This window comes from Grimontia sp. NTOU-MAR1 (assembly GCF_035758505.1).
Classification (GTDB): Bacteria; Pseudomonadota; Gammaproteobacteria; order Enterobacterales; family Vibrionaceae; genus Enterovibrio; species Enterovibrio marinus.
Window position 1 is genome coordinate 935,115 of sequence record NZ_CP142109.1, and the last position, 24,654, is coordinate 959,768.

At 47.1% G+C, this 24,654-nt stretch carries 24 protein-coding genes; 20 read left to right on the forward strand and 4 right to left on the reverse strand.

Annotated features, from left to right (window positions below):
* The first annotated feature begins 205 nt into the window (after positions 1 to 205).
* From VP504_RS22175 to VP504_RS22245, 15 genes are all read left to right on the forward strand, one after another.
* Positions 206 to 2,500: a bifunctional salicylyl-CoA 5-hydroxylase/oxidoreductase gene (locus VP504_RS22175; RefSeq protein ID WP_325894231.1), complete on the forward strand. Its 2,295-nt coding sequence runs from the start codon at positions 206 to 208 to the stop codon at positions 2,498 to 2,500.
* A 19-nt stretch (positions 2,501 to 2,519) separates the two neighbouring features.
* Complete coding sequence (locus VP504_RS22180; protein ID WP_325894232.1) at positions 2,520 to 2,996, forward strand: MarR family winged helix-turn-helix transcriptional regulator; 477 nt, start codon at positions 2,520 to 2,522, stop codon at positions 2,994 to 2,996.
* An 82-nt stretch (positions 2,997 to 3,078) separates the two neighbouring features.
* Positions 3,079 to 4,695, forward strand: a complete 1,617-nt coding sequence (locus VP504_RS22185; RefSeq protein WP_325894233.1) for an AMP-binding protein — start codon at positions 3,079 to 3,081, stop codon at positions 4,693 to 4,695.
* A gap of 62 nt (positions 4,696 to 4,757) precedes the next feature.
* Positions 4,758 to 5,897, forward strand: coding sequence for an ABC transporter substrate-binding protein (locus VP504_RS22190; RefSeq protein ID WP_325894234.1), 1,140 nt, complete (start codon positions 4,758 to 4,760; stop codon positions 5,895 to 5,897).
* Positions 5,898 to 5,917: 20 nt separating this feature from the next.
* Positions 5,918 to 6,835: a branched-chain amino acid ABC transporter permease gene (locus VP504_RS22195; RefSeq protein ID WP_325894235.1), complete on the forward strand. Its 918-nt coding sequence runs from the start codon at positions 5,918 to 5,920 to the stop codon at positions 6,833 to 6,835.
* Positions 6,832 to 7,848, forward strand: coding sequence for a branched-chain amino acid ABC transporter permease (locus VP504_RS22200; RefSeq protein ID WP_325894236.1), 1,017 nt, complete (start codon positions 6,832 to 6,834; stop codon positions 7,846 to 7,848). The genes VP504_RS22195 and VP504_RS22200 overlap by 4 nt, the downstream gene beginning before the upstream one ends.
* Positions 7,841 to 8,605, forward strand: a complete 765-nt coding sequence (locus VP504_RS22205) for an ABC transporter ATP-binding protein (RefSeq protein ID WP_325894237.1) — start codon at positions 7,841 to 7,843, stop codon at positions 8,603 to 8,605. The genes VP504_RS22200 and VP504_RS22205 overlap by 8 nt, the downstream gene beginning before the upstream one ends.
* Position 8,606: 1 nt before the next feature.
* Positions 8,607 to 9,296: an ABC transporter ATP-binding protein gene (locus VP504_RS22210; protein WP_325894238.1), complete on the forward strand. Its 690-nt coding sequence runs from the start codon at positions 8,607 to 8,609 to the stop codon at positions 9,294 to 9,296.
* 2 nt (positions 9,297 to 9,298) lie between these two features.
* Positions 9,299 to 9,718, forward strand: coding sequence for an acyl-CoA thioesterase (locus tag VP504_RS22215; RefSeq protein ID WP_325894239.1), 420 nt, complete (start codon positions 9,299 to 9,301; stop codon positions 9,716 to 9,718).
* Entirely contained in the window at positions 9,715 to 10,731 is a 1,017-nt protein-coding gene (locus VP504_RS22220) for a carbon-nitrogen hydrolase family protein (protein WP_325894240.1), read from the forward strand. Before VP504_RS22215 ends, VP504_RS22220 begins: the two co-directional genes overlap by 4 nt.
* 37 nt (positions 10,732 to 10,768) lie before the next feature.
* Positions 10,769 to 11,911, forward strand: coding sequence for a cupin domain-containing protein (locus tag VP504_RS22225; RefSeq protein WP_325894241.1), 1,143 nt, complete (start codon positions 10,769 to 10,771; stop codon positions 11,909 to 11,911).
* A 68-nt stretch (positions 11,912 to 11,979) separates the two neighbouring features.
* The gene (locus VP504_RS22230; RefSeq protein WP_325894242.1) at positions 11,980 to 12,900 is read left to right on the forward strand and encodes a fumarylacetoacetate hydrolase family protein; all 921 of its coding nucleotides are present in this window, start codon (positions 11,980 to 11,982) and stop codon (positions 12,898 to 12,900) included.
* Complete coding sequence (locus tag VP504_RS22235) at positions 12,900 to 13,643, forward strand: maleate cis-trans isomerase family protein (protein WP_062706850.1); 744 nt, start codon at positions 12,900 to 12,902, stop codon at positions 13,641 to 13,643. Before VP504_RS22230 ends, VP504_RS22235 begins: the two co-directional genes overlap by 1 nt.
* Positions 13,644 to 13,706: 63 nt before the next feature.
* Positions 13,707 to 13,979, forward strand: coding sequence for an Lrp/AsnC family transcriptional regulator (locus VP504_RS22240; protein ID WP_062706848.1), 273 nt, complete (start codon positions 13,707 to 13,709; stop codon positions 13,977 to 13,979).
* 122 nt (positions 13,980 to 14,101) lie between these two features.
* Entirely contained in the window at positions 14,102 to 14,641 is a 540-nt protein-coding gene (locus tag VP504_RS22245) for an isochorismatase family protein (RefSeq protein ID WP_325894243.1), read from the forward strand.
* Positions 14,642 to 14,697: 56 nt separating this feature from the next.
* On the opposite strand, the gene VP504_RS22250 is transcribed toward VP504_RS22245, so the two are convergent.
* A complete protein-coding gene (locus tag VP504_RS22250) occupies positions 14,698 to 15,459 on the reverse strand; it encodes an IclR family transcriptional regulator (RefSeq protein WP_325894244.1) in 762 nt (253 codons plus the stop codon).
* A gap of 139 nt (positions 15,460 to 15,598) precedes the next feature.
* Between VP504_RS22250 and VP504_RS22255 the strand changes: the two genes are divergently transcribed.
* From VP504_RS22255 to VP504_RS22275, 5 genes are read left to right on the forward strand one after another with little or no spacing between them, the layout of a single operon-like run.
* The gene (locus tag VP504_RS22255) at positions 15,599 to 16,552 is read left to right on the forward strand and encodes a tripartite tricarboxylate transporter substrate binding protein (RefSeq protein ID WP_325894245.1); all 954 of its coding nucleotides are present in this window, start codon (positions 15,599 to 15,601) and stop codon (positions 16,550 to 16,552) included.
* Between the two features lie 45 nt (positions 16,553 to 16,597).
* A complete protein-coding gene (locus VP504_RS22260) occupies positions 16,598 to 17,053 on the forward strand; it encodes a tripartite tricarboxylate transporter TctB family protein (protein ID WP_325894246.1) in 456 nt (151 codons plus the stop codon).
* 15 nt (positions 17,054 to 17,068) lie between these two features.
* Positions 17,069 to 18,553, forward strand: a complete 1,485-nt coding sequence (locus tag VP504_RS22265) for a tripartite tricarboxylate transporter permease (RefSeq protein WP_325894247.1) — start codon at positions 17,069 to 17,071, stop codon at positions 18,551 to 18,553.
* 2 nt (positions 18,554 to 18,555) lie between these two features.
* Positions 18,556 to 20,136 (forward strand): gamma-glutamyltransferase family protein, encoded by a 1,581-nt coding sequence (locus VP504_RS22270; RefSeq protein WP_325894248.1) that lies wholly within the window; start codon positions 18,556 to 18,558, stop codon positions 20,134 to 20,136.
* Positions 20,137 to 20,158: 22 nt separating this feature from the next.
* Entirely contained in the window at positions 20,159 to 20,890 is a 732-nt protein-coding gene (locus VP504_RS22275; RefSeq protein ID WP_046303207.1) for a DUF599 domain-containing protein, read from the forward strand.
* Positions 20,891 to 20,939: 49 nt separating this feature from the next.
* Here the strand turns inward: VP504_RS22275 and VP504_RS22280 are convergent, their stop codons facing one another.
* The 3 genes from VP504_RS22280 to VP504_RS22290 all read right to left on the reverse strand — a co-directional run bounded on the left by VP504_RS22280 (position 20,940) and on the right by VP504_RS22290 (position 24,597).
* Entirely contained in the window at positions 20,940 to 21,743 is an 804-nt protein-coding gene (locus tag VP504_RS22280) for an IclR family transcriptional regulator (protein WP_325894249.1), read from the reverse strand.
* 128 nt (positions 21,744 to 21,871) lie between these two features.
* Entirely contained in the window at positions 21,872 to 23,617 is a 1,746-nt protein-coding gene (locus VP504_RS22285) for a cobaltochelatase CobT-related protein (protein ID WP_325894250.1), read from the reverse strand.
* On the reverse strand, positions 23,614 to 24,597 hold the full coding sequence (locus VP504_RS22290; RefSeq protein WP_325894251.1) for an AAA family ATPase: 984 nt from the start codon (positions 24,595 to 24,597) through the stop codon (positions 23,614 to 23,616). Before VP504_RS22290 ends, VP504_RS22285 begins: the two co-directional genes overlap by 4 nt.
* Positions 24,598 to 24,654 lie beyond the last annotated feature (57 nt).

Below are 24,654 nucleotides of genomic sequence, written 5' to 3' on the forward strand. Positions count from 1 at the left end.
TTCATATTGAGTTATTTTTATTTGATATTTCTCATTTCTTATACAGTGGCTATAAAGTTATTGATTATAAACATAATTCTTCAAACCCAGCGAAGTCAAAATGTCAAATTTATATGAATTTATTTTAAGTATAGATATTTTAAGCTTGAAATAAAAAAATACGGTGCATACGCTTTAATCTTCTCATCAAAGCAGGAGCACGGAAATGAGAGTCGCTTGTATCGGGGGAGGACCTGGAGGTCTATATTTCGGCATATCAATGAAACTTCGCAACCCTGAAGCTGAAGTATGCATTATTGAGCGTCACCGTGCTGATGACACCTTTGGCTGGGGAGTCGTATTTTCAGCGGAAACACTAGACAATTTTGCACAAAATGATCCGGTAACGGCAGAAGCAATAAGGGAAAGTTTTGCCTATTGGGATGATATTGCCTTAGTGAGAAACAACGAGAAAATTGTTTCCACAGGGCATGGGTTTTGTGGGATTGGGCGATTAAAGCTACTTAATATTTTACAAAATCGTGCGGAAGAACTGGGCATTGAAATTTGTTATGCCACCGAATCATCACCCGCTGAAGAGTTAGCGAAAGCGTATGATCTTGTGGTTGCCGCGGATGGGCTAAATTCCAAAACCAGGCAAGCTCACGAGAAAGAATTCAAACCCAATGTCGAAATGAGGCCATGCAAATTTGTTTGGCTGGGTACGCCGCAAAAGTTCGATGACGCTTTTACTTTTATTTTCGTCGAAACCGATAAAGGTTGGGTTTGGGCACACGCTTATCAGTTTGACGACAAAATGGCGACCTTCATTGTCGAATGTGATGAAGAAACATGGGCGAAGTATGGCTTTGGTGACATGAGCCAGCAGGAATCTATTGAAGTCTGTCAGGAAATATTCAAAGACCACTTATCAGGTCATCCCCTCATTACGAATGCGAACCACATCCGAGGTTCAGCGTGGATCAACTTCCCACGTTTATTGTGCGAAAAGTGGAGCTTTAACAACATTGTCTTGTTAGGAGATGCAGCCGCATCTGCGCATTTTTCCATAGGATCCGGCACCAAATTAGCGATGGAAAGTGCGATTGCGTTGGCGACATATTTGAATCAAGAAGACTCAATACAAGATGCTTTTCGTCTGTATGAAAGCGAACGCCGCGAACAGGTGCTGCGCATTCAGTCCGCCGCAATCAACTCTTTAGAGTGGTTTGAGCATGTGCACCGCTATTTAGGGTTTGACCTGAAGCAATTGAACTACGCCATGTTGACGCGCTCCCAACGAATTGGACATGAAAACTTGCGCGTGAGAGACCCCAAATGGCTCGCTGAAGCTGAAGCCTGGTTCAGCAATCAAGCCGGTAGCGACGAGTCTGGCCAGGTTCGGTCTCCCATGTTCACTCCCTTTACTCTGCGTGACTTAAAACTCATCAATCGCGTTGTGGTTTCCCCGATTGCCCAATACAAAAGTACGGATGGGCACATAACCGATTGGCACCTTATTCATTATGGCGAGAGAGCCAAAGGTGGAGCGGGCTTAGTGTGCACGGAGATGGTGTCAGTGGCCGAAGATGGACGAGCTACATTGGGGTGTGCAGGGCTGTATCACGACACTCAAGTCTCGGGCTGGAGCAGGGTGAATGAGTTTGTGCATAACGAAACGCAGGCTGCGACATGTTGCCAGCTTGGCCATGCCGGTGCCCGCGCAGCGACTCAATTACCCTGGGAGGCGGAGAATCAACCCTTGGAAACGGGTGGGTGGCCGCTAAAGTCCGCCTCTCACGTGCCATGGTCGCCTAGCAGCCATGTACCTGAACCGATTTCCGAACAAGAAATGGATAAGGTGTGTGAGCAATTTGTTCAAGCGGCGCAACGGGCTGACCGTGCGGGTTTTGACATGCTGGAAATTCATGCAGCACAGGGTGGGTTATTGGCCTCTTTCATCTCGCCTCTGACTAACTTGCGTGATGATCAGTTCGGTAGCCAATCACTTGAAAATCGCATGAGATTTCCATTGAAGGTAGTGACAGCTGTTCGGCAAGTTTGGCCGGTTCACAAGCCAATGTCCGTCCGTATTTCGGCCAGTGATTGGGCGGGTGAAAGCGGCGTCACACCCCGTGAAGCCGTCGATATTTCTGCAATGTTGAAGAATGTGGGTATCGATATCATTGTGGTTTCATCAGGTGAAACAACGTCATCGGTAAAACCAAGGTATGGCCGTCTTTATCAAACCCCCTTTGCCGATCAAATTCGTAACGAAGCCAATATTAGTACCATGGCAGTCGGAAATATTTACGACGCTGACCATGTAAATTCCATCTTATTGGCGGGTCGTGCGGATTTGGTAGCGATAGGTCGTCCTCATTTATCCGACCCTTATTGGACCAACAGACAAGCCGCACTCATTCAAGACAAAGAACAGGTTTGGCCTGCCCCCTACCAAACGGGCAGAGAACAAATGCAACTGTTAATAAACAGAGAGTTAGTAAACAAGACCTCCTGAACGAGAGAGCTCCAAATTGATGATTGACGCAGAAAAACTACCAGTAAACCTCGATGAGAGAATTTCGAAATCACGACTTAGGGTGTGGCTGAAAATCCTTGGCGTGAGCCAGTCTATCCAGTCAGATCTGAGGCAAAAACTCCGAGTCGAGTTTAATTCAACGCTCCCTCGGTTCGATGTGCTGGCAACCCTGGCACGTTTTGATAGTGGTATGAAAATGAGCGAATTATCAACGGCTTTGCGCGTTTCTGGCGGTAATGTCACGGGCATTATTGATAGGCTGATAGAAGACGAATTCGTTGAAAGAACGGTGATGCCAAACGATAGACGTGCATCTTGCGTCTCTCTGACAGCATTGGGTCGCAAAGAATTTGAAGTGCAAGCGAAAGCCCACGAAGCATGGGTCAATGAACTTCTTATCTCTTTGGACGATGATTCGCTCCATATTTTGAGTCAGCAATTGGACGCCATTATTCATCATGTTGTGAAAGACTAAGCTAACCAACCCTACGGTCTGTCGATCTGCCGATAAGGCATGAGATGCAGTCGCTGAAAGTAGTACGTAGTGAGGGAAAAAGATGTTAGGACCAACAGCACATATAGATTCGTTTACACGCAGCAATTTGCCGCCTGCCGATACTTGGCCAGAGTTTCCGGGCAGGGAAAATCAATACCCAGAATACCTAAACGTTGCTGAAGAATTGACTGATAAAATGGTTGCCACTGGTTTTGGCGATCATACTGCGCTAATCGGGAATGGACGAAGACGAACCTATAAAGAGTTATTGGATTGGAGTAACCGGATCGCGAACGTTCTTGTTGAAGATTTCGGTCTGGTGCCGGGGAATCGAGTGCTTATTCGCTCCTCAAATAACCCCGCTTTCGTTGCATGTTGGTTGGCCGTCACGAAAGCGGGAGGCGTTGCAGTCAATACCATGCCGATGCTAAGGGCAGCTGAATTAGGTCAAATTGTAGATAAAGCGGAAATCAAATTTGCTTTATGTGACACCCGGATTTTGGATGAGCTTGAAGAATGCCAGCAGTCCAGTGCCTGGTTGGAGCATGTCATCGGCTTTGATGGCAGCTCAAATTTTGATGCTCAACTCGACAGAATGGCATTAGAAAAGTCGGTGAAATTCAGTCCAGTAAAAACAGGACGTGACGACGTTGCCTTGCTGGCTTTTACGTCAGGTACTACCGGAAAACCTAAAGCCACAATGCATTTCCACAGGGACTTGCTGCAGATTGCTGATGGCTATGCGCAGGAAGTGCTGCAGATCTCTTCCGATGACATTGTAGTAGGCTCCCCTCCGTTAGCTTTCACTTTTGGGTTGGGTGGCTTAGCGATATTCCCGTTACGCTTTGGCGCATCAAGTATCCTCCTGGAAAATGCATCACCTACCAATATCATTGAAATTATTGATAAATATAAAGCAACCATCTGCTTTACTGCGCCAACTGCCTATCGCGTGATGCTCAAAGGTATGGAGGAAGACGCAGATTTGTCTTCGCTGCGGGTGGCTGTGTCTGCAGGCGAAACGCTGCCAGCACCGATTTATCGCGAATGGTTTGAGAAGACCCAAAAACCACTGCTTGATGGTATCGGTGCAACTGAAATGTTGCATATCTTTATCTCTAATCGTCTGAACGACCATGCTCCCGGCTCAACAGGGAAGCCAATCTCTGGTTACGAAGCGAAAATTGTCAATGAAAACGGCGAAGAATCAGCGGTAGGTGAGGTAGGGAGGCTACTGGTCCGCGGTCCAACTGGGTGTCGATACTTAAATGATGCTCGACAGAGTGACTATGTTTCTTCCGGCTGGAATATCACGGGAGATGCATTTTATAAGGACGACCAAGGCTTCTTCCATTTTGTTTCCCGTAATGACGAAATGATTGTGTCTTCTGGCTACAACATTGCCGGACCGGAAGTGGAATCCGCGCTGCTCAGTCATGCTTATGTTAAAGAATGCGCCGTGATAGGAAAAAAAGACGATGCGCGAGGCATGATTGTTGAGGCACATATTGTATTGACAGATATTGCAGACCCGTCTGAACAAACAATCAACGAACTACAAGACTATGTTAAAAATAAAATTGCTCCCTTTAAATATCCAAGGTCTATAAAGTTTATTAATGATTTGCCCAAAACAAAAACAGGGAAAGTACAAAGATACAAACTAAAGATGAATTAAGTCACTTTTTGATTTAATTAACTATGGAAATACCATCTTGTGTGGTGGTTAAGGATAATGTTATGAAGTTAAAGATAAACCTATCAATAGCTATATCGTTATTTTTTTTGGTGTCAACATCGTATGCCAATGAACTCAAAGTAGGCTTAATTACGACACTTTCTGGTGGCGGGGCTGCGTTGGGTATTGATATTCGAGATGGTTTTCTACTAGGTGTTGAACAAGCAGGGGGCGGGAATATCTCTGTGGTTGTAGAGGATGATCAGCGTAAACCTGATATTGCAATAAAAGTCGCTGACAAAATGATTCAATCCGAAGATGTAGATGTGTTAACAGGGATTGTTTTCTCAAATATTGCGATGGCGGTTGTCCCAAGCAGTCTGTCACAGGGTAAATTTTATATTTCTCCAAATGCGGGGCCATCTTTATTGGCGGGCAAGCGTTGTCACAAAAATTATTTCAATGTAGCTTGGCAAAATGACAATTTACATGAGGCGGCCGGTGAATTTGCCAACGCTAAGCAATATAAAAACAGTTTTATTATGGCACCGAATTACCCAGCGGGAAGAGATGCGCTGAATGGGTATAAGCGGTTGTACCATGGCGAGTTGGCAGGAGAAATAAAAACTAAGCTAGGACAAACCGATTACGCGTCTGAAATTGCCCAGATTCGCGCATCAGGTGCAGATAGCGTGTATTTCTTTTTGCCGGGTGGCATGGGTGTTTCTTTCCTCAAGCAATATGCTGACAGCGGCGTTGGAATTCCGTTAATTGGCCCTGCTTTTAGTTTTGATCAAACTATTCTAGCGGCGGTTGGAAAGGCTGCAGAGGGCGTCAGCAATACCTCTCAGTGGAACAAGGACCTTAATAATGAAGCGAATAAAGCGTTTGTAGCGACATTTAAGGCAAAGTACGGTCGACTGCCATCTCTTTATGCGAGTCAAGGCTTTGACGCGGCAGTTCTTCTCGCCAATGTTAATTCGAAGGTGTCAATTTCAAACCCTGACCAGTTCCGGGCTGAGCTGGAAAAAGCGGATTTCTCATCAGTACGTGGCAGTTTCGAGTTCGGGCCTAACCATCACCCAATTCAAGATTACTATGTTCGAGAAGTTGTGAAAGAAGACGGCATCTACACCAATAAAGTGGTCTCCACGGTACTGTCAGCACATGCAGACGCTTATTCGCCCGAGTGTAAGTTTTAGCCAAGGGTGTAGGTGAGAAGATGTCGTTACTCCTCATAGTAGAGCAGTTGTTAAACGGGATACAGCTAGGTGTCATGCTGTTTCTCGTCTCTTCGGGGCTGACTTTGGTGTTCGGCGTGATGGGGCTGATTAACTTGGCTCACGGTTCCCTTTACATGGTTGGCGCGTTTGCGGCAGCTTATGTGGCAAGCATCACCGACTCATTTCTCGCTGGTATTGCAGCGAGTGTGGTGGTTGCGGGGCTTGTTGGGGTGTTGGTGGAATGCACGGTCATGCGAAAGCTATATGCGCGTGACCACCTCGATCAAGTGCTTGCTACATTTGCGCTCATCCTCATTTTCTCCGAAGGGACAAGGCTGATATTTGGTTCGTTTCCCCTGTATCTGTCCATACCTGATTACCTATCAGGACCAGTGACACTTCCCGGTGGCATCAACTATTCACTTTATCGTTTGGTGTTAATTGTTGTTGGCTTGTGTATTGCCGTTGCACTGCATCTTTTGATCAGTAAAACCCGGCTGGGGATTCAAATCCGGGCAGGAGAAAGTGACAGGGAAATGATCGCCGCTTTGGGTGTGAATATCTCTAAATTGTACACAGTGATATTCGCTATTGGTGCGGCATTGGCAGGGCTTTCCGGTGCCTTGGTCGGGGCAATCCAGTCGGTGCAGGTTGGCATGGGTGAACCGGTTCTGATCATCGCGTTTGTGGTGGTGGTCATCGGGGGTATCGGCTCCATTAAAGGGACATTTTATGCCGCTATTTTAGTGGGTCTTGTAGATACCCTGGGAGGGTATTTATTGCCCATCACCTTCATCTCGCTGTTTGGTCCTGAAGCGCACGAAACGGGGGCTACCATCGCTTCGATGCTGGTGTACATCCTTATGGCTTTAGTATTGCTGTTTAAACCGACAGGTCTGTATGGAGCATCGCAATGATTCGTTCCCATTCACTTAAATTGGAAAGCCCATTGTCTTCAAACTCTCTCAATGTGCTGCTCTACTTTATCCTGCCGTGTATTGCATTTATCGCATATCAAGCGGGAGAAACATTTCTGATTACGCTTTCCACTCGTGTTGCCATCTTTGCTCTGGCAGGAATCGGTTTAAACATTGCGCTAGGTTATGGCGGCTTAGTGAGCTTGGGTCACGCTGCTTTTTTCGGGCTGGGTGGCTACTCTATGGGTATTCTTGCGAGCCACGCGCAAGACTATGTTCCTCTGTATGAAGGCATCTTTACCCTTCCAGGTACACAATCTATGCCAATTATCTGGCTTGTTGCTCTGATCGCGAGTGGTATTGCGGCGTTCATCATTGGGCTATTGTCTCTGAGAACATCAGGTGTTTACTTCATCATGGCGACTTTGGCCTTTGGTCAAATGCTGTATCACTTTGCCATTAGCTGGTCACGCTATGGCGGTGAAGACGGGCTAGTTATTTATTCCAGAAACACCTTTCCTGGTTTGGATACCCTAGACCCTCTCCAATTTTTCCTCATCACTTTTGTGTTGCTGTCAGTGGTGCTCTATTTCACTTCTCGACTTCGCTTTTCGCCATTTGGCATGGGGCTAAAAGCGGTGCGACAAGCCCCTGGGCGCGTAGAAGCCATTGGTGTTCATCCAATGAAAGTTCGACTCATTGCGTTTGTGATTTCAGGGATGATCACTGGGTTGGCTGGGGCGTTGTATGCCGACTTAAATCGCTTCGTCAGCCCTGAAATGTTTGGTTGGCAATTGAGCGGTGAAATCATGATCTTCGTGATTCTAGGTGGTGTGGGGCGGTTGTTTGGGCCGGTGGCGGGTGCAGGTGTGTTTGTGTTTCTGGAGTACTTGCTGGGTGGATTAAGTGATTTTTGGCATATCTACCTAGGCCTGATTCTGCTGTTCGTTGTGCTCTACGGCAAAGGCGGCATTGTCTCGATGCTATCGAAGAAGGGGGAGGGGCATGAGTGATCCTGTTTTGGCTGTAAGTGGATTGTCAAAATCCTTTGGCGCGCTAAAAGCGACGCAGAACGTCTCATTTAAGTTGGCGCCAAATGAGATACATGCCCTGATTGGTCCCAATGGTGCCGGGAAGTCGACCTTGATTAAACAAATTGCGGGTGAGCTTCTGCCGGATGCAGGGAAAATTCAATTTTTGAATAAAGACATCACAGAGTTTGGGGTGGTGGAAAGAGCGAGAATGGGCTTAGGTAGGAGCTTTCAAATCTCCTCTGTCGTGCCGGAATTTACTGTGATGGAAAACATCCTTCTGGCTATCAAAGGGCGAGAGCGAGGCTGTTTTCACTTCTTTAAACATTGGATGTCTGATCCCCGTCTGAACGAACAAGCGGAAGAGTTTGCGGCTAAGACCAAGCTTCAGCATCGCCTCACAGCCGTCGCATCAGAACTTGCCCACGGAGAGCGCCGACGACTTGAGCTTTCTATGGCGCTTGCTTTGAAGCCCAAAGTGTTTCTACTTGACGAACCCATGGCGGGACTGGGAAGCGAGGGGGCGTTGGAAATGACAGAGCTGTTGTCGCAATTGAAGTTCGACGCACCGATTCTGCTTGTTGAGCACGACATGGATGCCGTATTTGCGCTAGCAGATTCCATCAGTGTCTTGGTGTACGGCGAGGTCATTGCTAACGGTACAGTTGATGAAATTCGGTCACATCCGGATGTCCGAAGAGCCTATTTAGGTGAAGAGTCCGAAGAGGAAGGTGGTTGATATGAATCTACTCACGGTCGCTGGATTAGAAGCCTCTTATGGCGCATCAAAAGCCCTTTTTGATGTGAACTTAACGGTTGATCAAGGTGAAGTTGTTGCCTTGATGGGGCGCAATGGCATGGGGAAAAGCACGACCATAAAGTCGATATGCCGAATGCTGACCAACACCCAAGGAGAGATACGTTTTCTGGATCGCTCCTTACACTCGATGGCGTCTTATGAAGCGGTGCGTTTAGGAATTGGGTTGGTGCCTGAAGGGCGACGATGTTTCCCGAACTTAACGGTTCAGGAAAACCTGATTGTCGGTTCCCAAACCGGCCATTGGGATATTGAAAAAGTCGGCGAATTATTTCCGCGCCTGATCGAGCGGGCGCACCAGTCGTGTAAAACCCTGTCGGGTGGCGAGCAGCAAATGGTTGCGATAGGAAGAGCCCTAATGACTAACCCTAAGTTGTTGATATTAGACGAGGCAACGGAAGGTCTCGCGCCCATTGTACGTCAGGAAATATGGAGTGCGATCAAAGCACTAAAAGCAACGTCAGACATGGCCATTTTACTCATTGATAAATCGATAAAAGAGCTATCGAGTGTGGCTGACCGCGCGGTGATCCTAGAGCGAGGAATGAGCGTGTGGGAAGGGCGTTTAAATACGCTTGATGACGAAACGTTAAATGAGCGCTTAGGGGTCTGAAGATGGCTTTTATAATCAAACAGAAAGTACTTTTTAAGCACTGTGATCCGGCTGGAATTGTCTTTTATCCCCGGTATTTTGAAATGATAAATGACGTTGTGGAGATGTTTTTCTCCGACGTGTTGCAGCGGCCATTTGAAGAGCTGCTAAAAAACGGTGGCTTACCAACAGCCGAGATCAGTACCCGCTTTCATTCTCCCAGCAGGCACGGGGATTGTTTACAGATTTTGCTTGAGCCGACGCATCTTGGTCACTCCAGTATGGGCGTTGTTGTTATCGCCATGTGCAATAGCGAAGAACGTTTTACGTCATCTCTCACGCTGGTGAACGTCGATTCAGGGGGAAAATCCTGTAAGTGGGATGATGCGATTCGCGAAAAAATCACATCGATGTTGTCGCCTGACATGGAGAAGGTGAAATGAAAGAATTTCCAACATTCAGAGCCGCTGCTGTGCAAACGAGCCCCGTATTTCTTGACGCAGATGGCACAGTAGAAAAAGCAGCCCAACTCATCTCAAAAGCCTCGGAAAATGGTGCAAAGCTGGTGGTGTTTCCTGAATCATTCGTGCCCGGTTATCCCTATTGGAACTGGATCACGGATCCTGTTACCGGCAGTGAATGGTTCGAAAAGCTGGTGAAAGCCTCCATCTTTGTGCCTGGCCCTGAGATTGATGTAGTGTGCGCTGCTGCTGCTGCCTGCAATGTGTATGTAGTGATTGGCGTCAATGAGCGTTCAAAAACATCATTAGGTACCCTATATAACACACTGGTTTTTATTGACCCGCTAGGTCAGATCATGGGGAAACATCGCAAGTTGGTTCCCACATGGGCCGAAAAACTCACATGGACGGGAGGTGACGGCGCTAGCTTGACGGTATACGACACCGACATTGGCCCACTCGGTGGCCTGGCATGCGGAGAGAACACCAACACATTGGCGCGTTACAGTTTATTGGCGCAGGGTGAACTGGTTCACACCGCAAGTTACATCTCTCTGCCTGTCGCGCCTGCTGACTATGACATGGCCGAAGCCATCAAGCTCAGGGCAATGTCGCATTCCTTCGAAGGCAAGGTGTTCACCGTTGTCTCCACCTCAACCATATCCGAAGAAATCATCGAAGAGATGGAGAAAATCAGACCTGATGCTCGCCAGCTGATGGAGAGAAAATCCAGTTGTTACTCGGGCGTCATTGGTCCTGATGGTCGATCAGTCGGCGATGAGTTGATTGATGAGGAAGGTATTGCATATGCCGATATTGACCTGACACGCTGTATTCAGCCAAAGCAAATGCATGACATTGTTGGGCATTACAACCGGTTCGATATTTTTCAACTGACGGTCAATCGCACCAAGCAACACCCGATCCGTCAATCAGACAATCAAGAGATCGCGAAAGATGAGCCTTCCGACGCTCAGGCTTCTCAAGAACGTTAGTCGGCACAGGGCATTACGCATACAGAGGGTGAGCAGTATGAACAATGTAAAGGATAGCGTTGGCAGCAACCAGAATCGCTCTGATGACCAACTTGGCCGGTCAAGAGTGAAAGATAACCAGGTTCTGGAGGATTACTACTCCGAACTTGAAGGGGTACACACTGGGGCATTTTGGAAAGTCGCCAATGCGATTGAGCCCTGGGAGCCTAAAGCATTATCAGAGCCTGTGGTTTGGCGAAATGAAGCACTCCGAAAGCTGGTATTGAAATCACTGGATTTAGTGAGCCCTGAAGATGCTGGTAGACGTGTGGTGTATTTGAAAAATCCCAAACGGACAGACGTCAGTGCTGCCTGTGGTTGGCTGTTTTCCGGTTTGCAAGTCATGCAACCCGGTGAAAGGGCAGGCGCACACAAACATGCGGCCTCAGCGTTAAGGTTTATCATGGAAGGCAAAGGTGCTTATACCATTGTGGATGGTCATAAAATCGACCTTGGTGCGCGTGACTTTGTCATTACCCCAAATGGGACATGGCATGAGCATGGTGTCTCCGAAGATGGGGAAACCAGTATATGGCAAGACGGACTAGATATTCCTTTAACCAACGTGCTGGAGTCCAACTTCTATGCTGTTCACCCAGAGGGATACCAAACAGTTACCCTGCCAGAAAATGACAGCCCGCTGACCTATGGCGCACCGGGTTTACGACCAGAGTTAGATAAGTGGGATAAACCTTATTCCCCGTTAATGAAATATTCGTGGGATCAAAGCTACGAAGCGCTGTTGAACTACTCAAAAGTCACAGATGGCTCACCCTATGACGGGGTTATTATGCGCTATGTCAATCCTCAAACTGGGGGCGATCCCATGCTGACCATGGGGGCTAGCTTACAACTCTTGAGACCGTCTGAGCACACCAAAGCGCATCGCCACACGGGTAACATCATTTACCAAGTAGCCAAAGGCTCTGGATATTCAATTATCAATGGGCAGCGGTTTGATTGGAAAGAGAAAGACATTTTCTGTGTACCGACATGGATGTGGCACGAACACGTCAATACGTCTTCATCGGAAGATGCCTGTCTGTTTTCTTTTAATGATTTACCAACCATCAAAAAACTGGGCTTTTATGTGGAGCAAGCCTTGGTTGATAACAATGGGCATCAACTTATCCAGGCGTAAAGCCAGAGAGTTGTTTTCAGTATCTGATAGCTCAGTTTGTATATATTCAAATCACGAAGGATGTGTAAATGAAACTTATTACTTATCGAAACGGGCCACACGCTGAAGCTCGCTTGGGTGTTGTCGTAGACCATATGGTCGTGGATGTTGAAAGATTGGGAGATGCATTCGGGCAGACCTTTTCCAAGGATATGCTTGGATTGATCGATCAAGGTCAGGACGCCGTGGCGGCAATTCGCCGGGCGTTAGAGCATACAGAATCAATTCGGCCGCCAGGTATCGCCACTGCCATAGAAAATGTCACTGTATTGGCACCGATCCCTAAGCCGAGAAAGAACATCTTTGGCATCGGTCTGAATTACGTGGAGCATGTCGCTGAGTCGGCAAAATCGCTGGATACGTCTAAAGATTTGCCGGAAAAACCGGTTGTATTTTCAAAACCACCCACCAGCGTTATTGCGACAGGTGAACCCATCCAACATAACGCCGCGATGACCCAGCAACTGGACTGGGAAGTCGAATTAGCGGTTGTTATCGGTAAGCGAGCTACGCGTATTACAAAAGAAGATGCGATGAGCTACGTGTTTGGTTACACCGTGCTCAACGATGTTTCCGCTCGTGATAACCGTAGAGCCGGACAATGGATTTTTTCTAAAGGGCAAGATTCTTATGCGCCAATGGGGCCTTGCATTGTGACGGCGGATGCTATCGAAGATCCGCACAATCTCGATTTATGGCTGACCAAAAATGGAGAGGAAAAGCAGCGCTCTAATACACGCCATTTACTGTTCGATATACCCACGCTGATTTCCGATATTTCGACCGGTATTACCTTAGAGCCCGGAGACATCATTGCCACCGGGACGCCGTCCGGGGTTGGGGCAGGGCGCGACCCACAAGAATGGATGTGGCCGGGGGACGTTATTGAGTGCGGCGTCGAAGGCATAGGGGTAATTAGGAACCCAGTGATCAACATTGGAGCGGTATAATGACCAGGACGTATAAAATTGGGCAAATTGTCCCCAGCTCTAACCTCACGATGGAACGTGAAATTCCTGCAATGTTGAGGGTAAGGGAGAAATTTTACCCGGAGACATTTTCTTTCCATTCCAGTCGAATGAGAATGAAGCACGTCACGCCGGAGGAGCTCAAGTCAATGGACAGTGACAGCGACCGGTGTGCATTGGAGTTGTCAGATGCCGATGTTGATGTCATGGGATATGCATGCCTTGTTGCCATTATGGCGCAAGGCAATGGTTATCATCGTGAAAGCCAGAAAAGGCTGCATGAAGTCACCCTAGCTAACGGCTATCCAACTCCCATTGTAAGCTCTGCTGGCGCACTGATAGATTGCTTAAAGCTGATGGACGCAAAAAGAATTTCATTGATTACGCCCTACATGAAACCTTTGACGAAATTGGTTTGCGACTACATTGAATATGAAGGTATCGAAGTGCACGATGCCATCTCACTTGAAATCCCCAATAATCTTGAAGTTGCTGCACAAGACCCCTTTAATCTGGTCGATATATATAAAAGACTTGACCTGACAGGGATTGATGTATTGGTTTTGTCGGCGTGTGTCCAAATGCCATCGTTGGCTGCCATACAAATCGTGGAAGATGAATGTGGGATACCCGTTATTTCAGCAGCAGTGGCGACAACACATCAAATTCTTACTAACTTGGGTTTGGAAGCGAAGGTTCCAGGTTGTGGAAAGCTACTCTCTTGAGGAGTCGTCACGATACACCACAACGCCGTCAGCAAGTGGCGGTAATAAACAGGAGATAGTCTCATGCTTACGTCAATCATCTTTTTCAATGTTGAACGCGATAAAATCAATACTGTGGCTGAACAGTTGGCGGACCTAAAGGAAATGTCCGAAGTCTTTTCTGTCAGCGGTGCTTATGATTTGATAGCGATTGTCAGAGTGAAGCAAGCCGATGATCTATCGCGGCTTGTTACAGAGCAAATGGCTAAGATTGATGGGATCGTAAAAACGGATACTATGCTGGCGTTTAAAGCCTACTCTCGACATGATCTTGAAAGCATGTTCAGTTTTGATTGAGTGCTGTTGAAAGTCAAACGCCCTGCTCGCGGGTCTGGATGGCGTTTATCAGCGGGGATGGCGCTAATGGAACACCCAATCCAATAGCATAGACTCAGCATCATCACACTAGAGGCGTTGACATGTTATCACGGAAGAAAACGGGACTGATTATTGTTGATATTCAGGGGAAGTTAGCTCGTACAGTACATCACAGTCAGATGCTAATTTCCAATTGTGGAAAATTGATTGCAGGGGCCAGAGCTCTCGACTTACCCATTGTTCTACTTGAACAAAACCCGGAAAAGTTAGGTCGCACGGTAGAAGAGCTAAGCGTTTACCTAGATGGAATCCATCCAATACCAAAGTTTACTTTCAATGCGTGTGATGCCCCGGACTTTCTAGAAGCTATTAACTTGTTGAATGTGGATTCTTGGTTAGTTTGTGGTATCGAGGCACACATTTGTGTCTATCAAACGGCAAAAGGGCTGGCTGATTTAGGGTTCAAGGTGGAGCTCGTCAGTGATTGTGTTTCTTCTCGTCTTTCTTCCAATGTGCAGCTAGGTATCGATCGTTTAAAGAAAAGTGGTGTTGAAATCACAGGTTTGGAAATGTGTCTTTATGAACTGGTGAAAGATTGTCGGGAGCCTGAATTTAAAGAGATACTGAGCCTAATTCGTTGAAGCTAAACTTGCAGAATTATAGAACAGCTTTTCCATATCATTTGGCTATTACTACTCTATCTTGATGGAACTCTGATGAACGAGGCTACCTCCTGAATCTTAGGGAAAACCTCTTTGATTAAGCGATTTTCATCCCATTCGCTCGTTTTAAATATGGCGACAATACAGGCTATTATTTCTTTGTCGTAATTCAGTATGGGTACAGAAATATTTATCTTTCCGTGACTTATCTCTTGATTGGTTATGCAATATCCATTTTGCTTAAACTTCTGCACTTCATTCTTAATGTCTTCTTCCTTTGTCATCGTCAGGGGCGTGAATGGTCTTTTGATTTCCTTCTCCAAGATAGAGTCGACCTTATTATCATCAAAAGTGGAAAGGAAAATTCTGCCTGAACTTGTACAGTAAATGGGGACAGTAAAGCCCGGATAATCGTTGGGATAGGCTTCGGTGATGCTTTGTAACGGAATGAGATAAACCACTTTTTCTTGATGGTAGACACTGACGCCAACGCGCGCATCCAGGTTCTGACGCAGATTGATAATGTGTGGGTTGATGGCGCTCACCAGATTGTTCTGACTAAGGTAACTACTTGCTGGAAGGAGCATTTTTAAGGAGAGCTCATATCGCTTTGAGGTTGGATTTTTCGTCAGGTATCCCAGCTCCTCAAGGGTATAAACATATCGTTGGACTGCGCTTTTCCCCATCCCCGTAACCTGAACAAGTTCGGTCAAACTCATGCTTTGCGTGGTCACATCAAAAGCTTCAATAATTTCAAAGGCTTTCTTAACTGAGCCAACAAATAAGCGATTCTCCATCCTCTAAATCCTCAGAAATAAGACATTAGAACACAAGATCTGGTTTGCGATCGTAACCTGATCGTTATAGGGTTGTTAACGAAGTAACACAATACACAACAAAGTATTGCAATGCAATATTTATATGGAGGTAAATATCATGAAGTATCTATTCGCTACGCTTTTTGCTGTGCTTTCTATTGTCGCTAGCTTTACTCAAGCTGCTGAATGGCCAAAGAAAACAATCAAATTAACCGTTGGTTATGGAGCCGGTGGAACAACGGATACGGTATCGCGCGTGTTATCCACCGAACTTGAGAAAAGTCTTGGTAAAAAAGTTACCGTCATCAATAAGCCGGGAGGTGGCGGGTCTGTCGCCGCTGCGTTGTCGAAAGCGCAACGCCCTGACGGATATTCAATTTTCACACTGACGACAGGCGCGGCAGTACTATCTCCCCATATGCAAAACCTGCCTTACGATCCTTTAAACGACTTTTCTTTCATCTCTCAAATTGCCCAATGGAACCTTGGAATAGTGGCCCCCAAGGATGCGCCGTACTCATCTATTCAAGAGCTTGTTGAATATGTGAAGCAAAATCCGGGCGAAGTGAGTTATGCCATTGCTGGTGCCGGTACTCCACAACACCTTGCTATGGAGCGTCTCGCGCAACAAGAGTCGCTGAAATGGAAGGCGATCCCGTTTAAAGGTGGTGCAGCAAGTGTTACGGCACTCTTGGGTGGGCATGTTGATTTGATGGCTGGAGCGACGGAGTGGCTGCCTCAAGTCCGTTCTGGTGAATTTAAACTCCTTTCAATCATTACAGACAAGCGAATGGCTGAGTTCCCAAATGTGCCCACCTTGATTGATGCAGGTTACGACATCTCCGCGCCTTCTATTTTGGGTATTGCGGGTCCAAAAGGGATTCCTGATGAAGTGGTAGAGAAACTTGCCAGCGCAATACAAGTTGCGACAGAAAGCGGGGACTTCAAGGAGATTATCGAAAAACTGGCTATGCAGGTGAACTATCTCGACGCGAAGAAATTCGAGGAGAACGTGACAGAGACGTTCCACAAGCAAGGCGAAATCATTCAGCTCTCTGGGCTAGGGAAATAGCCCAGTATTGAGAGCGGGAAGAGTAGAGCAGGAATTCAGGAAGGAATGATGAATCAAAAATCAAAGGACAGATTGTCAGCAGTGATGCTTGCCATTATTGCTGTGTTTATAGGTGCCACATTAATACCAGGGCAGGTTGAAGATACTCAATCTATCGCGTTGTCACCGAGGTTCTTCCCATACTTTGGTTGTGCGTTAGTTGGTATTGGCGCAGTTTTTCTGTTTATCAGCAGCTTTGATAAAGCCGCTGGTGAGCACGAAACTGCAGCTCCAAAGCAGAGTGTTAGGACTTGGTTGCGACCTCTTCTTACTGTCCTTGTGATAGTTCTGTTTATCAGTGTGTTTGAAACATACGGCTTCATCCTTTCTGTATCAGCAATGATGTTTCTGCTCTTTCTCATCAATGGAGTACGACGACCAGCGACGCTAATCATCATACCGGCTCTGGTCACTCTCGCGCTCTATGCACTGTTTGTCATTGGACTGGGAATGTCCGTTTAAACCAAGGAGGGTGGTATGGAAGGCGAGATCCTTCAATCTGTTGTTTCAGTTTTTTCTGTACTTAATCTTGTCGCTATTTTTGTTGGTGTTGCATTTGGCATCTTTATGGGGGCAATCCCGGGGCTAACTGGCACCATGGGTATTGCGTTGATTATTCCACTGACCTATGGATTTAGCCCTCTAACTGCGTTTTGTGTTTTGTTAGGGGCTTATAAAGGTTGCCTTTTCGGGGGGAGTATCCCCGCCATTCTATTAAATACACCAGGCTCTCCTGCAGCAGCGGCGACTGTTCTGGATGGCTATCCTTTGGCTCAAAAAGGACGAGGAAGCGAGGCGATGGGAATGGCGCTATGGGCGTCCGTTATTGCTGATGTTATTGCCACTGTCATATTGGTTTTGGGCGCTGTTTCTCTTGCTAAGCTGGCAACCAATTTTGGACCGCCGGAGTTCGCAACCCTAGTACTTTTTGCGCTTCTTGTTGTCGCGGGGGTGTCGGGTAATTCACTTTCCAAAGGTCTAATTACCGCTTCACTCGGGTTTCTTTTTGGAACCGTCGGACTAGACCCGATGGTAGCCACCCCAAGATTCACTTTTGATAACGTCAATTTGATGAATGGTATTTCGCTTATGGCGATGTTGATCGGTTTATTCGCCGTTTCTGAGCTTCTGATCCAGGCAGAAAATTTGGTTGAGAAACAGACAGCGAAACAAGCCAACAGCAAAGCCAGTTCATCTATTTCATGGTTACAAATCAGGGGGAGCTTGAAGACCATCTGTAGAGGCTCATTCATTGGTGTTGTGTTGGGGGCGATACCCGGGTTGGGAGCAACGCCCGCGGCGTTTCTGTCCTATTCTGAGGCAAAAAGGAAATCGGCGACACCTGAGAAATTTGGCCAAGGAGAGTTAGAGGGAGTCGCTGCCGCAGAGTCAGCGAACAATGCTACCTGCGGTGGTGCTTTGATTCCTCTGCTCGCATTAGGTGTGCCAGGAGATGTGACAACCGCTGTTCTGATGGGAGCCTTCCTGATACATGGCTTGGCGCCTGGGCCTGCGCTTTTTAGTGAAGATATTTCGTTGATTTATTCACTGTTCGTCGTGCTTTTTATCGCATCACTGTTTCTACCTCTTGTTGGTAAGGTCGCGATAAAGCTATTTTTTCAGATTACGAGAATACCCCAAAGTGTCTTGCTGCCCATCATCGCTGTGTTTTGTGTTGTTGGCGTTTATGGGTTCAACAACAGCACGGTCGATCTTTGGATTATGTTGGGGTTCGGCTTGCTGGGTTACGTCATGCGAAAGCTCGATTTTCCCCTTGCCCCAATGATGATTGGCTTTGTTCTTGAGCCAGTGGGCGAACAAGCAGTGCGTCAGGCGCTCACCCTGTCTGAAGGGAACTGGCTCATCTTCGTCTCTACACCACTTTCTGTGTTGTTTTTAGCTTTATCAGTCATATCTGCGGTGGTGATTTTCCGTCGTAATACGAATAAAAATGGAGTTTAACAGTGAGTTTGTCTCAATCATCCTCGTGGAATATCAAGAAGAAAGTCGTTCGTACGCACCGAGGTGTGGTGACGTCACAAAGCCGTATTGCGTCAGAAATTGGTGCTGAGGTTCTAAGAAAAGGCGGAAACGCAGTGGATGCGGCAATAGCCACATCGTTCGCCCTAGGCGTCGCGGAGCCCTGGATGAGCGGTATCGGTGGTGGAGGCTTTATGGTGATTCGTTTAGCTAAAACTGACGAAGTTAAGGTGATCAACTTCGGTATGAAGTCCCCTAAGAATCTTAACGTCGAAGATTATCCGCTTGTTGAAGGTTCAGCGACAGATTTGTTTCCTTGGACTCGCGTCCATGAAGACAGAAATGTGACGGGGGCGCTCGCGGTTGCTATTCCTGGCCAAGTCGCTGGAATGGGGTTGGCTGCTGAGCACTTTTCATCTCTTCCCTGGAAAGCACTCATTGAGCCTTCCATAGACCTTGCTAAGAAAGGACTGGTCGTTGACTGGTATGCACAGTTAGTTATTTCTTCCGTCGCCAAAGATCTGGTGCCGTTTAAAGCGTCCGCGGAGACGTTTTTGGATTCTGGTCTTTTCCCTAAATCTTCAGCGTGGACGTCTCATTCATCAAACGTCTGCGATCAGTCACGTCTGGCTAAAACGTTGGAAACCATAGCGGAAGAAGGCCATCAAAGTTTTTACCGCGGGGAGTTAGCAAGAACTATTGTCAAAGAACTCGCTGCAGCAGGGGGCAGGCATAGTTTGGAAGACTTTGAAAGTTACACAGCCACTCTGCAGACTGCGGATAAATACAGTTATCGTGACCATACCATATTTGGTACGCCGTCAATGACTGCCGGTCCAACCTTAAAACGCACTTTTTCACTGATGGAGAATTGGCAGCCAGAGGGCAATTCTCCTGACTCAAAAGCCTACAAGGTCTACGACACTGCCATTAGGTTAGCGAACGAAGAGCGCTACCGCTTTATGGGAGATGAACGTAAGGAAGTAGCACCTAGTTGCACGACACATTTTAACGTTGTTGATTCTGAGGGAAATTGCGTATCGGTGACGCAGACACTGCTTTCCATTTTTGGCTCCAAGTTGATGTTGGGAGACAGTGGCATTCTTATGAACAATGGGATCATGTGGTTTGATCCTGAACCTAATAAGCCAAACTCGCTCGCTGCGGACAAAAAATGCTTGGCGAATATGTGTCCCACCATTCTCAAACGCAACGATGGTCACTACTTTGCGCTAGGCGCATCGGGTGGACGTAAAATCATGCCTGCTGTAGCGCAACTTTCCTCGTTTATCTTGGATTACAAGATGGATATAGAGAAAGCGATGTGTATGCCAAGGATAGATATCAGCCTCAGTGAGCTCACGATTGTGGATGACACAATGGAAGAAAGCCTCATTGAAGATTTGAGGGGAACAATACAACAGGTCAAATTAGCCCCGAGGACGATATATCCGTTCAACTTCGCTTGCCCAAGCATCATTTCGAGTCAGGTTGTAGGTGGCCAACTCGAGAATGCTGGTATCACAGAGGTGATGTCAGCCTGGTCAGATGCGATCAAAGAATGAAAGGCGTGATGGGTGGCAGAGAATGAGTGAATTCTTACTAAAGCTGAACGACGGAGACTTGGTTGCACTTGTTGTTCTCTTTTTGTCTCTATTTCTTTATGAGCCTATAAGTAAAGCGATTTTTGGGAAGAATATTTCCAGCCAAATGATGTTGTGGAGAAAAGCGTGGGCAACCCAGATGCTCTGGCGCCATGAGAGAATTACGGATGTCAGCTTGGTGCGAGGACTGATCCACAATGTGTCTTTCTTCGCTACAACGACCGTTTTTGTTATTAGCGGCTTAGTTGCGCTGTTAGGTGCAAGCCACTCAATCACTGAAAAGTTAAACTCTTTTTCTTACTTGAATGGTACGACAGAGGAGGCAGTGGTTTTAAAAATAACGAGTTTGTTGATTATCATGGTGATTGCGTTTTTTGAATTTGCGTGGTCTATGGGTTTACACGCGAACTCTTTGCTTATGCTGGGGTCAGCGCCAGAGCCAAGTGAAAAGGATTCAAAAGCGACGAGCCTCGTTGTCAACAAACTCTCTGAAATGAGCGTGCTGGCCTCTTACCACTTTCAATATGGTGTGCGAGCTTATTACTTTGGAATATCCTCACTGGCTTGGATTATCCATCCTTATGTTTTCTATGCTGTTTTCCTGATTGTTATTCTTATTATTTTGAGAAGAGAGTTCTTTTCAAGAGCTTTCGATATCACGTCAATGGAAGATATCGAATGGCCAACCTCAGACTCCTCAACGGGGAGTCGTTAGGATCGGCAATTAGTTGGAATATTGGTATTTTTGGTGTGTAACGGTAGCATCAAGAATCTTCACCCCAGCTTTCTTCTTCTATCTTCGCAAACGCGAGAGATGCCCTTTGCAGTGCTGGCAGGAAATGTAAGGCTTGGTCGGCTTTGAGTCGCATGATAGGTGCCTGAATGGCGACAGCGAGATTGGACTTTCCGCGGTTGGAGGGCACAAGAACCGCAACACACAGCAGGCCTGGTAGGAACTCTTCGTTGTCGATGGCGTAACCGCAGGCTCGAACGCTTTCCAACTCTTTCTCCAAAGAAGCCAGATCAGTGATCGTTTTCTCAGTGAAGGCGGTCATTTCAGAATTACCAAGCAGTCTGCGGCGCTGAGAAGGGGTCATATTGGCCAGAAACAGTTTACCGGTTGCTGAGCAGTGCACGGGAACTCGGGAGCCTGGATGTAAATGGAAACGCAATGGGGCTTCCGTTTCAACGCGGTCTACGTAAATGACCTCACCGCCGGACAGAGAAGTCAGGTTACAGCTTTCACCCACTTCATCCCTTAATTGGCTCAACAGGTTGTGTCGTGCGCTGTGCGTGGTGGAGTTGAGCAAGACATTCTCTGCCATATGACGCAGTCTTGCGCCTTTGCCATAGTGTCTGTCGTCACCGTCGCGCTGGATGATACCCGCACTTTCCAGCTGTTGAAGCATTCTATGCAGTGATGGCTTGGGGATGTTGGTCTCTTCGGTGAGATCTTGTAGCGAGAAAAATTCATCTTTTTTAGCGATAAGTTCCAGCAATGAAAATAGACGTAATGTTGGCGTGTCGCCGTCCACAACAGCCAAGTCAGATTTGTTCTTATTTTTCATGGTTATTCCTTACTCCCTGCTCGCCATATATATCAGAACTCTGGAAAATGACAACAAACCATCTTGAAAAGTAAAATTTGCTGGCATTCATATCGTTTCGGCTCTGGCAACTAAACCACGGGTTTTTATTACCTCTGTTTGCCATAAGTTCTTGTCATAGATTCGGCAATCATTCTAGTGACATCCTTGAACGTCGCACTATCAGGTTGGAAGTCGATATCTAAGGTTAAATTGAGTGGGTAAAAGCGGCTAAGGTCTACACCAACACCCAGAGCAGTGATGATATCCCCCTGTTTTTCTCGGCTTGCTATGACTTGCTGGAGGTGGTTATCCAAATAGAAGTCGTCATTGGTCAGGTTAGTGGCGGTATCCATCGGACTGCCATCAGATATCACCAGCAATAGATGTCTCGAGGTGTCTATCTGATGCGACCTTGCGCATGCCCATTCAATCGCTTCGCCATCAATACCTTCACGGAAAATATCTCCCTTCATCAATGCCGCCAGGTTTTTAGAGCCTTGACGCCAATGTGTTCCTGCATCTTTGAAAATTAAATGGCACACTTCATTTATTCTGCCGGGCATGGCTTGCTTGCCTGTCATTAGCCATTTTTTGTAAGGCTGTCCGCCATTCCAAGCACAGGTTGTGTATCCCAGAACTTCAGTAGGTACGCCTCCAATACCTAGTGCCCTGACAAGCCCATCAACGAGATGGATAATGTTTTCCATGTGTTGCCTCATCGAACCTGAGCAGTCAATCAGTATGGTGACAGCGCTATCAGGACGTTCAACGAAGTGTTCTTTGATAAATACGCGCCTTTCCATAGGCGATGAGACAACCTGTGGAAGGCGGCTTCCATCGATGTAACCTTCCTCCTCCTCAAATTGCCAACCGTCCCGTGTTGTTTGGTTCAAACAAAGCAGTAGGCGTCTGGATATTTCCCGAAGGTTGAGTCCCAGATGAAGAAAGCGTTTATCAAGATGTGAGCGAAATTCTGCGAGTTGCACTTTTCTCACCAAGCTGGATGCGTCTACCTCGACATCGAATTCACGGTTAAAAACCTGATATTGAAGGCGGTGCATTTCCAATGATTTGCTGTTTCCCCCTGTGACTGAGGAGTAGGTATTGTCGGCTTCTATATCCGTGCTGAGTAACAGGGGAAAAGCACTGAGGATCTGCTCACTCCTTTCATTGTCATCTTCATTGTTCTCACACTCACTCACCATGTTGGACACTTTCTCAGCCAGTGATAGAGCGTGTCGGCCGTAAAATGTTTGATGGTCTTTATTGCGACGAAGACCTGCCAGTTCAGAACCCAGACTGGGTGTGATACCGGCGCGTGTCGCCTCTATTAAGTCTTCAATTTCTTGGTCGATGGGCGTTGAAAACAGGCGTGAACGGACAATCTGTATCACAGTGAAAATTAAGATACCGAGCTTTGATTCCATCAGATTCGCGTGCAATGCGAGCCTGCTCCAAGCGTCAAACCGATGGCGAATATTTTGTTGCGTGCCGGGCTGGTGATGGTTGGAGAGAAGGGCTTCCGTGCGAAATTGTTCCAGGAGGTCAAACAGCATGCCCGCGACAGGGTCTGCAGGCATGGTTGAGCGGTGAACATCAGGATCGCTGAATAATAGACGCGCTGAAATTGAATCAGCCCGCCCGCGCTGTGCTTGCGCATCATGGTAAAGATCATGAGCCTGTAAGTGAGCGGCCGAGATCGGCACATACACCGCTCCATTGTAAAAACGCTCACCACGAAGTTTGAGCTCCGGGTTGCCCGTTTCCGATCGGATGGTTGCCAGAGTCAGTTCCCGTCTGCGCTGCTGGGCTCGGGTAAAAGGTGCGGGCTCGGGGTGGTGAGCGCGACTCATCTTTCAGCACCCGTTAAAGCGGAGTTTTCCTCTATGATTTCCTCATTAAAACAGCGTTGATAAAGCTCGTTGATGATTGGCCATTCAGCTTCATCACATTTATTGAGGAAGGTGAGGCGGAAGGCAGTTCTAGGGTCACTGAATATTTCACAATTCTCTGCCCACGTGATAACGGTTCGTGGCGACATTAAGGTTGATATGTCACCGGTTGAAAACGCTTTGCGTGTCAGGTTGGCTACCTCGACCATTTGAGCCACCAGCTTTCGTCCGCGTTCTGTGTTTTTTGATGGGACACGCGCAAGAACAATCTTGGCTTCTGTTTCTGGCTTAAGGTAGTTGAGTGTGACAACCAGATTCCATCGGTCGATCTGGGCTTGGTTTAATACCTGAGTGCCATGATAAAGGCCCTGCAAATTGCCTAAACCGACTGTGTTGGCTGTGGCAAACAGGCGGAATGAAGGGTGAGGTTCTATCACCCGGTTTTTATCAGTCAGGACAAGCTTTCCCTCTTTCTCAAGTAAGCGCTGAATAACAAACATGACATCAGGTCTGCCGGCGTCATATTCGTCGAGGATCAGCGCAATCGGTCGGGCCGCAGACCAGGGCAGAATACCGTCCTGGAATTCGGTGACCTGCTTTTCGTCTCGGATCACCAAGGTATCTTTTCCTACCAAGTCCAATCGACTGATATGCCCATCAAGGTTAATCCTCATGCAAGGCCAGTTAAGCCGGGCTGCAACTTGCTCAATGTGTGTGGATTTACCCGTGCCATGTAGCCCTTGAATCAGTGTTCTTCGGTTGTGAGCAAAGCCCGCCAGAATCGCAGTGGTCACTTCTGGATTGAAGACATAGTCAGGGTCGATTTTGGGCACCAGCTCGCTGGTGCTGGAAAAAGCGGGTACAACTAACCCTGTATCGATACCGAATGTTTCTTTGGCCGACACCTGGATATCGGGTCCTTGCATCATCGTCCTCTCCATTTTTCCTCCGTTATTAAGCCTTTAGCGAGCCTTCTTATGTCTTGTTTTTACCAACGA